This is a genomic window from Polaribacter sp. Z014, assembly GCF_023555435.1.
GTDB lineage: Bacteria > Bacteroidota > Bacteroidia > Flavobacteriales > Flavobacteriaceae > Polaribacter.
Map to the genome: position 1 here is coordinate 133,147 of NZ_JALCZP010000008.1, position 12,952 is coordinate 146,098.

The following is a 12,952-nucleotide window of genomic DNA, read 5'->3' on the forward strand; positions in this document are numbered from 1 at the left end:
TATTTTTTTTATTCACCACATTTCCATCAACATCATGATGAATAAATTAAAATATGCTGCCTTTTTATTACAATTCCTATATTTATTCAACAATGACACTTTTAAGTACCCAATCTGCATTTACTAGGTTTGGTGTGGGTTGTAATGCCAATTGGTGAAGATATTTTTTACCTGTTTTAAATTGTGTTAACGGAATGGTAACCTCTTGCCATTCGTCAGTTTTTTTAAGAGGAACCTCAACCCATTCTTCTTTATTCCAATCTACTTTCTGAGGTGCAACTCTAGTAAAACGAGTTGGATCATCATAGCCATTTAATGCTAGTTTAATAGAACTTGAACCACTTACATTTTTAACAACAATCTTTACTTGTTTGCATAAATAAATTGGAGTATGAATAAATGGAGTCGATGCAACAATGGCTCCAGCTACTTCTGATTTACCATAAATATAAGCCGATTCTTCATTTCTTATCAAACTTGTTCCCTTTTCACTTCTCCAACCTTGTGTAGAATGTTTAAAGTCATAAATACGACCAGGCAATGGATATTCAAAATTATTTTTAGGAATATAAACGGTATTGTCTTCGTTAAAATACAACGGTCTCATCTGTACGCCCCGATAAAAAGCATTAGTTTCATGATTTTCTTGAATACTATACCATTGTCCTTTCCATTCAAATACACTTCCATGACCTCCATCAATAAACTCACCTTTATAAATATAAGGTCCTTTTAAGTTTTTTGACATAGAATATCTGTTTCCCCAAAATAAATAATACCAATCACCTCGTTTAAAGGTTGCTGGTTTGTCTCCTGTTGGCCTTCTAGTACCGTCTTCATTCTGTACAATAATTTTTTGTGGTTTGTCTGCTAAAGAAATCATATCATCTCCCAGAGTAGCCATGTAATACTGACTTACACCAAAAATAATGTGGTAAACTCCATTTTCTTCATAAATTTCCGGATCGTATGGTTTCGTTTTAGCAATACCTTTGTCTAAAAGAGGTTTTCCTAAAGCATCTTTCCAAGGTCCTTTTATAGATGGAGCAACCATTACACCTGTATTAAAATTACGGTTAGAAAAATACCAGTAATATTTACCATCTTTAGTAGCTAAATCTCCTGCCCAACAATTATCTTCATCACCTATATAAGTCTGTGTTGGTAAAATTTTCAATTCATGCTTCCAGTCCGTAAGATTGGCAGTAGACCAAAGCTCCCATCGATCCATATGACAAAAATCTACAATATTCCAATCACGATCATGCCCACACATTGCATATAAAGTATCATTTACAATAAGTACATGAGGATCTGCAAGTCCTCTATCTGGTGCTATTGAGTTTACTGAAACAGCTTTACTATTATAACCTGGAATTTTATTTTCTGATGATTTTTCTTTGGAAGCACATGCACTTAAAAAGAGCATAGACAGACTTATAATTATTAACTGATTTTTCATTTTTATAAGATTTAATAAAGTATAAAATTAATCAATTACCAAAAATTACTACAGAACGTATAGATAAAATCACAAAACAAATAACCCATAATTATAAATCAAGAGCAATACAAAAGTTAAACACCTCCTTTACCATAGGAGATGTTTAACTCTATTTATAGAAATAATACAACTTATAGCCATATAATTATGAGTTGCACTTGTATCATTAGATTGAGTCGCATCTCTAAAATTCCTAGAAAAATTTTATGCCTCTACCACTTGATAAGAACATAACGTTTCTATTTATACTCTTTTAAGTTTATTAATTGAGATGATGCTAATTTCACTTTAAGATAGCCCTCCAATTTCTAAAGAAACAAACGTATAATTTAGACCATTAAAAAAAATCTATTACACGTTCATACGCTATTAAAAGTAGATAATGTTTCTCTTTATGTTGCACTTTGCAACATAGTTGTTATAATTTTACAAGTAAGATGAAGAAGTAAAATACAATTCAACCTTAATTAATAAGTTTTTATTACTTACTTTATAATTAAACAAAAATAAATTAGCCCTTATAATAATTGAATTAAAAAAATGGTTTTATGATAAATCTATATATGGTAGAATTCAGATATATTCTAACTTAAAAATATTAGTTAACAGATTTTATTTGGCTTAATTATAGAAGATAAAATGTAAAATCCAAACTACTTTTTTATGTATTAGTTACTCATATAAAAACTACTCCATTTTCCATATTCTAAGGAAATTGTTTTTAAAAGCTTCATCATTATTAGATGAAATACTATTTTCTAAATACGTTTGTATCGCATTAATTCTGTCACTCCCAGAAGGATGGGTAAAAGTACTACCTCCTAACAAGTTTTGTAAAAAAGGAAAGTCTGTACTTAATAAACTAAACTCTTTATTCAGTTTTGATTTAATTAAATGAATTGCAATTAAATCTGCTAAATATTCTGCTTTTTTATAATCGTTTGTGATACTCCCTTTTGGTATGCTACCTTCTAAACCAAATAATCTTGCTTGTGGAATGGTTACTATATGTGCCACTTCATGTGATAAAGCAAATAGTTGAATATGTTTTTTTGTTATGTTTATCAAACCTTGGCTTACTTCTACATAGCCAAAAGATGCTCCCGCATTTATGCTTAAGTCATCTTCTTCAATCTTAAACTCCGTAGGTATATTAACATCTGTGTAGTTTTTAAATAATGGTAAGACAGACTCATTATACATTTTAATAATGCTTTCTTCTTTGGTTAATGTAACTTCTTTAATAGGAGGAAATACTTCCTCGTTTGAAGAGTTGGTATTACAAGCAAACATCAAAAAAGAAAATAGGACTAAAAAGGTTTTATTCATTTTTAAATAAGTTATATAAATACAAACACTCTTATAAATAAGAGTGTTTGTGTAATTTTAAAAAGGTTTAATTATTCTTAATTAGCGTAGTATGTAAATGTTTTATTTACTGTTAAGCCAAAATCACTATTCGTATAAGAAGATTCTAAAGGATAATCATCTGTATTATAAACATAAGAAACATTAGCATCTGCAGCATCACGAGTAAGAGGGTTATTGGTGTTTACAGCATCAAAACCAACATTAATAGCTGCATATGCTGCAGGGTAAATTCCTTTAAAAGGATTGTTTTTAGTATCATAAGTTGCTTCAGATGGATTTGTTTGAGCAGTACCTCTATTGGTTTTTATAACATTTCCACTAGCGTCATATTCAAAAGTAGTTAAATCATCTACTAAAGCTTCTGCTCCTTCATGATTTGTTCTTTCTTCAGTTACTAAATAACCTAAAGTATTATAAGTATAATTGTAAGTATATACCAATACATCTTCTTCTTTGTACTCTGCTTTTACTATTTGATTATTTTCATAAGTATAAACGGTACTTGTATTTTCAGTTGTTTTTTCAATAACTTGGTTTTTATCATCGTAAACTAAAGTAAAAACAGTAGCTCCAAATCCTTCATCTACAGAAATTTTATTTACAAATCCAAAAGTATCATCATACTCATAAGTAGTTGTTGTACTTATAGCAAAAAAACCATAATCATCAGCAAAAACAGTCGTTTCTAATTGAGATCCACTACCAATTTCACCACGAACATTTATAGTTACAGTATAGTTTTTAGTAGTAACTTCATCTTCTGCAGTTACCGTAAAGGTTTTAGCTTCACCATCTACAAAAGTAATTGCTGCACCAGAAACTGGAGAAACAGTTGCATTTTCTGAAACTGTAATTGTAGGAGTAACTGCTGTTAAACTTGTTCCAAAAGGAACAGTAACAATAATATCAGTTCCTAAGTCGTAAACAATATCATCGGCATTTACACCATCAATAGCAATTGAAAAATCGGTAATAGTTGCCAAAGATGATTCTATTGGAGCATCATCGTTACTTGAGCATGAAACAGTAGTTACAGCTAAGGTTAAAAAAACAGTAAGGATCGAAAAAATTTTCTTCATAATTTAAATATTTAATTGGGTTATTTTTATCTTATTATTAAAATTGTAACCTATAAGATAACAAAGGGTTACAACTGTTTTTATTTATAAATTAGGGTTATTAATAGTAGCATCATTAGGAAAAGGAATCACATATCTAGCATCGTTTTCCTCTAATATATAGGTTACTCCGTCAAAAATCTTAGTTAATTTAGGTTGCGTAGTTCTTCTTAAATCATTCCATCTTTGTCCTTCAATAGCAAATTCTCTTCTACGTTCTTCTAAGATTTCTTCCTTTAAATCACTACTATTTAATGAATTTACGTTTGTTTTATAAGCATTCCAGCCATCGGTTGTATATCTGTTTTCGGTAAAGGCAATCAGCTTTTCTTTTGCCAAAACATCTTCATTTAACGCTGCCAAACATTCTGCAATGGTTAACTGTAATTCGGCTGTTCTATAAGAAACTTTAAATTTAGTTTCTGCCCCTTTTTTAGAATTAAAACTACCGTCTGTATTTTGCTTAAAATAAAGTGGAAAACGTAAATCTTCAGATGGATCATAAGCATTAATTAAAGCTTCTGAAATGGTTGTATTACTAACCAAATCTACAGAAGCAATGGTTTCTAATGCCAAAATAGATTCTACTGAATTGTATTCTGATGGCATTATAGAAGTATCAGCATTCAGATTTTGAATTTCAGCATTTATAGCAAGGGCTTCATTTGCTGTATCTATTGCTTTTTGCCATTCTTGTTGATATAAATACACACGCGACTTCAATGCTTTTATAGCAACTACAGAAAATCTATAATTATATCCTACCTCTTGTTTTTGAATGTTTAATAAGCTTTCTGCTTTAGCAAGATCACTTAAAATTAATGCATACACTTCTTCAACAGATTCTACAGCATACTCCTTTTCTGCATCATATTCAGTAGTAATTGGCACACCTGCATCTGTATTTGCTGTTACTTTATTGTAAGGTTTAGCGTATAGATTTATCAATTCAAAATACTGCATTGCACGTAAAGCGTACGCTTCTCCTACCAATTGTTCTTTCTCTGACAAATTTCCTTCTATAGTAGCTTCACTATTTATAACATGATTGGTGTAAAAAATAGTATTATAAAAAGTAGCATACGGAAAAACAGTTGTTAAAGGACTTGGGTTTGCATCATTCCAAATAAAAAGATCTTGATAAAACTCTATTCCAGCTGCGTCTGTACTTAAAGATAATTCATCGGTTCTATACGTTGTTAAAACCTTATGATTTTTGGCTATTGAATATGCTGAAGTTAGAAAACTTCTATATTCTTCTACAGATTTAGGAATTACCTGCCCTACTGGTTCAATATCTAAGTACTTATCACAAGAGATAAAACTTAAAGTGACAAAAATGCTATATATTATTTTTTTCATAAATTATTTTTTAAAAAGAAAGATTAAATCCTGCTGAAATAATTCTAGGAATAGGTTGCGCATACAAACTACCATACGTTTCTGGGTCAAAAAAGCCATCATAATCTGTTCCGAAAACAAATAAATTACGTCCTTCAAGGTTAAAGTTTAAGCTTGAAATTTTTAACTTTTCTAACTTTTTGATAGGTATTGCATAACTCAACTTAATACTACTCACTCGGATATAAGAAATATCTTTTACCCAAATATCTAAGTCATTATACGTTTGTCCGTCATCTGAAGAATTGAACCAAGTGTACACCAAATCGGTATCGAAACCAGGAGAAGTCGCTCCTATTAATGCTGGATAATTACCAGTTCCTGCTTTTAAAATATCTGTACTATAATTATTTCCGGGTTGTGCTAAGGCAAGGTTATAACTTGGAGCAGCTTTTACAGTTTGTTTTATATTAAAGTTTGTTAATACACGTAAATCAAATTGTTTGTATTTAAAACTATTTCTAAATCCACCACTAAACTTCGGTGTTCCATCACCCACATAAGAATATAAATTTCTGTGTTCTTCTCTTGTTAATTGACTTCCATTTGTTCCTGCTTCTAAATTGTAAAAATCTACTGCAGAAACTTTTTTACCATCTTTCCAAAATAATGGTAATCCGTTGCTATCTAATCCTGCCGTTTTAATTGCAAAAATGGCATTTACACTATATCCTTTTAAAGAAGGTTTAAAGTCTTCTTCTCTAATTTCAATATTATCAACAATACTTTTATTGTGAGAGATATTTAAACCACTTGTCCATTTAAAATTAGGTGTATTAATATTGGTTGTATTTATAGCAAGTTCAAACCCTTTATTACTTACAGTAGCCCAATTGGTATTGATAAAATTATAACCACTTTCTAATGGTACAGATCTTAAACCTATTAAATCGGTACTTTTTCTAGCATAATAATCTCCTGAGATATAGATTTTATTATTTAATAATCCTACATCTAAACCGACGTTTGAGGATACTGTTTTTTCCCATCTTAAATTTCCATTAGGTGCGTTTAACGCTCTAATAGTTTCTTCGCTAACTCCCGGAAGAATCGATTCTGTATAATATTCTCCAACTACAAAAGGTGATGTCGATTTATCAATATTTCCTTGCACACCGTATGATGCTCTTAGTTTTAAATCGGTTACAAAATCAACATTATACATAAAGTCTTCTTTATATACATTCCATGAACCTGCAAAAGACCAAATAGGCAAGTATCTATATTTAGGATTTACCCCAAACAAGTTAGAACCATCATATCTTAAACTTGTAAAAGCTGTATATTTTTTATCGTATGTATAAGAAGCTGTTCCGAAGAAAGAAGCATATGCATTTTCACTCAATGTTTTTTGATAAGGATCAAATAATGAATTGGTTAATGAACGCTCATCTGCAATAGCAACAGAAGTTAAAGTGTTTGCATTGTAACCAAAACCTTTGGTATGAATTTGTGTTCTTTTATTTCTTCGAAATTCTGTCCCTAACATAACATCTAGTTCATGAACATCATTAAAAGAAGTGTTGTAATTCGCTGTTGTTTTCCAGTTATATTGAAAAACATCTGCATTCCAATTCTGAATAATTCCACCTTTAGGCATATAATAAGAAGTACCTGTAGATGATGCATATTCAGATCTTTGCTCATATTTACGGGTATAGTAACTGTCTTCTGCACTATACTTTTCAGTTTTATCAAAATCTAATTGTAAACCTAATTGAGTTGTAACGTGAATGTCTTTATTAACTTTATAGCCAACATCAAAAATAGCTTTTAATGAGCTTGAGATCAACTCGTAATTCGTATTTTCTCTTTCTTCTAAAATGTTATAATCTAGATTTAAATCTGATCTTTCTACCAAATCTGGATCATACATATAATTGCCATCCGCATTCTTTACTTTTAAATATGGATTGGCATTTCTTGAATAATTAGAAGGATTTGTATATGCATCTGCTCCTGTAATATAAGAAGATGTTGTGGTTTGACTACCAAATAACGCTACCCCTACTTTTAGTTTCTCGTTAACCTTAAAATTATCTTTTAACGTAATATTAAATCGTTTCTGACCTGTACCTTTCGTTGTTCCTTTTTCATCGAAAATACCTGTAGAAAAATAGTAATCATTATTTTCTGATCCTCCAGAAAGACTAACACCGTATTGTTGGTTTATAGCCATTTCATACAACTCATCTCCCCAATTGGTATTCGTGTTTTTTAAATTATTGATATCGTTTTGGGCATCACTAGAAATACTACCAAAACCATTATCTCTAAAATTATTATACTCACCATAGCTGTTTAATATCCTGGCTACTTCTCCTCTATCTTGTTGGTATTTTAAATCGGATCTACTTGCTAAAAGTAATTCGAAGTCTACTTTTTGAGAAGAATTCATTAAATTTAACTTACTAAAATCTGGTTTTTGAGTTACAAATACATTTGCATTTACATTAATACGCATTGCTCCTTTTTTTCCATTTTTACTAGTGATCACAATAACTCCATTTGCTGCTCTTGCACCATAAATAGATGTTGCAGAGGCATCTTTTAAAACCGTAATACTTTCTATATCTTCTGGATTTAATCCTGCAATTGGGTACGATTGTAAATTATCTATATTGTCCTTATCTCTAAAATCTTGCGGAATATCATTTCCTTCTAACGGAATTCCGTCTAACACCCATAAAGGATCTGAAGAACCATTTAAAGTAGCAGCTCCTCTAATTGAAATTTTTGAAGGAGCCCCAGGAGCACCACTAATAGGTTGAATAGATACACCCGATAATTGCCCAACCAACATTTGATCTACACTAGCAACACCTGCTTGATTGATGTCCGTCATTTCAACTTTTGTATAAGAAGATGTTATTTTACGTTTTTCAATTTTTTGATATCCCGTTAAAACAACTTCATCTAAACGTTCTGCTGTTTCTTTTAAAACAACAGATAAATTTGTAGTTACATTAGAAACATCAATTTTTTCAGTTTCATACCCGATATAAGAAACCAAGATAAATTTAATATCTGCTCCTATTTTTATAGAAAATCCACCATCAAAATCTGTGGTAGTTCCTAACATTGTGCCTTGAATAACTCCTTTTGTATTGGTCTCATTCCCTATAATTGCAGAGGATGCATAAACGGAAGCACCAACAATTGGCATTTGAAAGCCAGCGTCAATAACTTTACCACTTATTACTTTTTCTTGCTGCGCAATAAGTAAACTGGGTATAAAAACTAATAGATATATTAATTTTTTCATGATTTAGTTTTTTAAATTATATTCAATTCTCGCTATTAAGTCACTATAATGTGCCTGAGTTGCGCTATCTCCTCTATGTTCTTTTTTCTTTAAAAGCATTAATACTTTTTCTAATGCAGCTCTTTTATTAGTTCCTATATCTGCTACTCTTGGTAAGTATGAAAAATGTATATTTTTAAAGTTATTAGCATCTTCTGAAAGTGTTTTTTTCTTTGTTTTCTCTAGTAGTTTATTTCTATCTACAGTTAACACATCTACATAGTTTTTTTGTGTAATACGATCAAACATATCTAAAGATTTTCCCTTTTCAGTTTTCTTAAAAATGGCTTCAAATAAACTATCGAATACATATTCTTCTGTAAAAACCTCTTGATTATCTTTCACTAAAACTTCATTTTCTGTAATTCTCATCAATCTATCTGTTTTTATCAAAGCGTAAATAACGTTTGTTTGATAAATACGTAACATAGAAACAGGAGAATAATATCGTTCTCCGTCTGGAGCATCTCTTACTGCAAAAACTTTATTGATAATATTTGGCATAAACAACCATTTTTGTGGTAAAACAGCATTTTGTATAATATAATGCAATGCTTCTTTTTGCATTTTTGTAGATACTGGCTCAAAAGTGTCTTTTCCATCACCATAAACGGTATTGTTTATATATACTCCTCCAATATTTGCCATTACATGACCATTATAGGTAGACCATTGGTCTATAACTGCCTTGTATAGTTTAGATGCTTTGTAATAATCTTGCCCTTCTGCTGCTGTCCAACTTAAAATATTTGGCAATATTCTCTTTAAATTCTTTAAGCCATATTCACTTGCTTTTACAGCATTATCTCCTAAATCTTCACTTTGAGACCTAGGGTCTATTACTTCACCTTGTTGCGGTCCATAAAAATATAAAGGATCATTTTCATGCTTACGAATCCATTGGTTTAATACTGAAATTTCTTGGTGAGCAGATGTCTCATCCATCCATCTATATCCCCAATCAATTGCATAGGTATCATACACACCAATTTTAGGGGTAATATCTGTAACGTTGTCTTCTGGTTGCGCTACATAATTAAAACGTGCATAATCCATAATAGACGGTGCTGTCCCTCCCATTTTAGAGGTGAACGTTTTAGATCTTAAAGAATCTACAGGATAACTAAATGATGCACCCATGTTATGTTTTAATCCAAAGGTATGACCAACTTCGTGCGATGAAACAAAACGAATTGCTTCTCCCATATGTTGGTTAGAAAACTTGTTTGGTCTTGCTTTTGGATCGATAGGACCTGTTTGCACACGAATCCAAGAGTGTAACCCTTTCATTAAATTATGCCACCAAATAATATCTGATTCTAATATTTCTCCACTTCTAGGATCTACAATAGAAGGTCCCATAGCATTCTGTTTTTCTGATGCTGCATAGGTGATTACAGAATAGCGAACATCATCTGCATCAAAATCTTTATCCTCTTTAGATGGAAACTTTACTTTTAATACATTTTTAAATCCAGCTGCTTCAAAAGCTACATTCCAATCATACACACCTTGTTCTATAAAAGGGCGCCATTGTTTTGGAGTAGCAGGATCTAAATAATAAATAATTTGTTTTTTAGGTTGCACCAATTCTCCTCGTTTATATTTTTCGACATCTTCCTCTTTAGGCTCTAACCTCCATCTTGTAATCATTCCTCTAGATTCAACTTCTTGTTGATCATCAGAAAAATAATCCATCGGTTTTGTAAAATACCCAATACGTTTGTCTGAAAAACGAGGTTTCATTACATCTGTTGGCAATAAAACAATATTTGTAGTAATACCAATTGTTAAAGGTAATGCTGCACTTCCGCCTTCTTTAACAGAAGTGGTTAACAAAGATTTTACAACAATGTTTTCTGGAAAAGATTTAATACTTTCTAAAATAGACAAGTTTGTTTTTATACTTCCTCCTAAACCTATATTTGTAAGTACATCGATAAAACTTTGTTTTTTACCATTAAAAATTTTATTTACTTTAATAAATACAGAAGTAGAGTCTGTATTTTTACTTTCAATTTCAAATTCTTCTATAATAGACTCACCAAAATTATCTTTTACTGATAAAGTAATTGCATCATTTTCTGGAGATTGAACCCTAGGATTTATGGTTTTAACCCAAACTTTGTTTAAATCAGTGTCTTTATAAAAACGAACAAGTTTGGTTTCAAAAGTCATTCCTTTGTTTAAACCATGGCCATTTAAGGCATAAGGAACGCTAGACACTTTATTTACAATTAATAAATCTCTAGATATTAATGAATCTGGAACTTCAAAATAGTAATCTTCTTTTATAGCATATACATTGAACAATCCTTTTTTAACATTCCCTTCTTTTAAAAATTTCTGATACGTCAATTTTTTAGCATCCGTAGGTTTTATAGAATCTTTTTTTTCTTGATTTTCTTTATCAGAGGTATCCTTTTTATCCTGAGAAAAACCAGACAAGCTGGTAATCATCAAAATAGAAACAATTAAATACTGAACCAATAAAGCGCCTTTTAAAGAGGATATTTTCATAAATGACATTGTTAAAACATCAAATTTGCATGATATCAACAACTTAACAAAACAAAATGGAGTGAACTCATTAAAAAACGGAGTGAAATAATTTTTTTAAGTAATAAATGGCAATATGCACACAAATTCGTCATCAATTACCCCTGTTTTAAAGGCTGATATATTATAAAATTGATACGTATTCTCTAAATAAGTCAATCCAATATGATGACTATCTTTAGCTTTACACTTTCTTGGTGTGTAATTATTTTTAATGGTAATAAAATCTTCATTAATAACAACACTAATCATCAACGGATTTATTTTAGTTATTTCATTATGTTTTATCGCATTTTCTACCAACGTTTCTAAAGATAGAAATGGTATTTTTTTAACTAAAATTGTATCATCACAATTATTTTTAATTGTTACATGTAAACTCTTATTAAATCTAATTTCTTGTAAAAAGATATATTGTTCTAAAAAGCTCATTTCTTCTTTTACTGAAATTAAATTCCCTTCTCTCTCATCTAAAAGGTATCTATAAACATCCGCTAACTTTAATACAAACTGTTGTGATAAATCTGGATTTAAATCAATTAAAACATGCAAAGAGTTTAAACTGTTGAATAAAAAATGTGGATTTATTTTTTTCTTAAGTTGATTCAATTGAAGAATTGCATTTTCTTTCTGATACTTTTCGTTGCTATATGTTAATTGTTCCTTCTCTTCTACAACCTTTAAATTCTCTACATATTCTTTTTTTAACTGCAATCTAGAAGCTATTAAGAGCAACATAAATGTAGTAAATGCTAAAAAACTAATCCACGAAAAATACCCCTGTATGTTTTTTGTAGTTTCTTTTAAATGAATACCCACAGGAAAACTAACCACTACTATTAAAGGTATATTTCCTATTTTAATAGTATCATAATAACGTAAGACCTCTAAACCCAAAAATTCAGAAATCGCCTTATCTTTAAGGGAATTGATATTATTTGGAACGAAATATCCATTAATTTTAAGTGAACTATTTAGAATTTTTTTAATAGAAATTGTACTAAAATAGGATTCTATTTTTTTTCCAATATACTTTGTGTCAGGATGCAACATGCAAATACCATCTTTATTTGTAACTACCGTATAGCCTCCATCTCCTTTATAGGTCTCTGAAAAATAGCTCCAAAATGAAATTAAATCAACATCGTAACCTGTATAAACAACTTTATTGTTAGGTAGCTTTTTAATATAAATTTTCCTGTTAATTACTTTATCCGCCCTTGTAACTACAGTATCTATAACAACCTCATCTTTTACAAAATGAATATCTTTTAGAAATGTATGTATTTCTTTTTGATATAAAGAATCTTCCTTGTTAGAAAAATGAGTTTCATGTAATTTATTAGACGAAACAATTGAAACGAAACTATTATAAATACTATGGTTCTCTATGGATAGATCTGATGTGAATAGTAATTTTTCCTTTAAAAATTCAAAAGAATTATTTTGTGAATTTCGAAGGATCTTTTGTGAATTTTTAAAAGAGCTATTCAGTTGATTAAATTCAAAAGCGACAATATTTTCTTTGGATTTTAAATTTCCTTGGATAATATCTTGAATTAAATCTTCTGTAACCGATGTGATTTTTGGAGTAATTAACGAACTACCAATAAAAAATACAGCAATCAACAGCATACTTATATATAAATATTGCCGATGTTTTTTTAAACGAGTCCAAAATATAGAGGTTTGCAT

7 protein-coding genes are annotated in these 12,952 nt (G+C 30.0%); all 7 read right to left on the minus strand.

Translation table 11 applies throughout. The annotated features are described in order from the left end of the window. Positions 1 to 82 precede the first annotated feature (82 nt). Positions 83 to 1,462: a family 43 glycosylhydrolase gene (locus MPF19_RS11360; RefSeq protein WP_249988330.1), complete on the minus strand. Its 1,380-nt coding sequence runs from the start codon at positions 1,460 to 1,462 to the stop codon at positions 83 to 85. 729 nt (positions 1,463 to 2,191) lie between these two features. Further along, a complete protein-coding gene (locus MPF19_RS11365; protein ID WP_249988331.1) occupies positions 2,192 to 2,833 on the minus strand; it encodes a M48 family metalloprotease in 642 nt (213 codons plus the stop codon). A gap of 77 nt (positions 2,834 to 2,910) precedes the next feature. Continuing rightward, complete coding sequence (locus tag MPF19_RS11370) at positions 2,911 to 3,954, minus strand: SGBP N-terminal domain-containing protein (protein ID WP_249988332.1); 1,044 nt, start codon at positions 3,952 to 3,954, stop codon at positions 2,911 to 2,913. Between the two features lie 84 nt (positions 3,955 to 4,038). Then, on the minus strand, positions 4,039 to 5,355 hold the full coding sequence (locus MPF19_RS11375; protein WP_249988333.1) for a RagB/SusD family nutrient uptake outer membrane protein: 1,317 nt from the start codon (positions 5,353 to 5,355) through the stop codon (positions 4,039 to 4,041). Positions 5,356 to 5,365: 10 nt separating this feature from the next. Next, positions 5,366 to 8,659, minus strand: coding sequence for a SusC/RagA family TonB-linked outer membrane protein (locus tag MPF19_RS11380; RefSeq protein WP_249988334.1), 3,294 nt, complete (start codon positions 8,657 to 8,659; stop codon positions 5,366 to 5,368). A 3-nt stretch (positions 8,660 to 8,662) separates the two neighbouring features. Next, on the minus strand, positions 8,663 to 11,218 hold the full coding sequence (locus tag MPF19_RS11385; RefSeq protein ID WP_249988335.1) for a zinc-dependent metalloprotease: 2,556 nt from the start codon (positions 11,216 to 11,218) through the stop codon (positions 8,663 to 8,665). A 96-nt stretch (positions 11,219 to 11,314) separates the two neighbouring features. Next, on the minus strand, positions 11,315 to 12,952 hold the full coding sequence (locus MPF19_RS11390) for a sensor histidine kinase (RefSeq protein ID WP_249988336.1): 1,638 nt from the start codon (positions 12,950 to 12,952) through the stop codon (positions 11,315 to 11,317).

Coding starts and splice junctions, on each gene's coding strand:
- MPF19_RS11390 (WP_249988336.1), bottom strand. CDS start 12,952: ATGCAAACCTCTATATTTTGGACTCGTTTAAAAAAACATCGGCAATAT.
- MPF19_RS11360 (WP_249988330.1), bottom strand. CDS start 1,462: ATGAAAAATCAGTTAATAATTATAAGTCTGTCTATGCTCTTTTTAAGT.
- MPF19_RS11365 (WP_249988331.1), bottom strand. CDS start 2,833: ATGAATAAAACCTTTTTAGTCCTATTTTCTTTTTTGATGTTTGCTTGT.
- MPF19_RS11380 (WP_249988334.1), bottom strand. CDS start 8,659: ATGAAAAAATTAATATATCTATTAGTTTTTATACCCAGTTTACTTATT.
- MPF19_RS11385 (WP_249988335.1), bottom strand. CDS start 11,218: ATGAAAATATCCTCTTTAAAAGGCGCTTTATTGGTTCAGTATTTAATT.
- MPF19_RS11375 (WP_249988333.1), bottom strand. CDS start 5,355: ATGAAAAAAATAATATATAGCATTTTTGTCACTTTAAGTTTTATCTCT.
- MPF19_RS11370 (WP_249988332.1), bottom strand. CDS start 3,954: ATGAAGAAAATTTTTTCGATCCTTACTGTTTTTTTAACCTTAGCTGTA.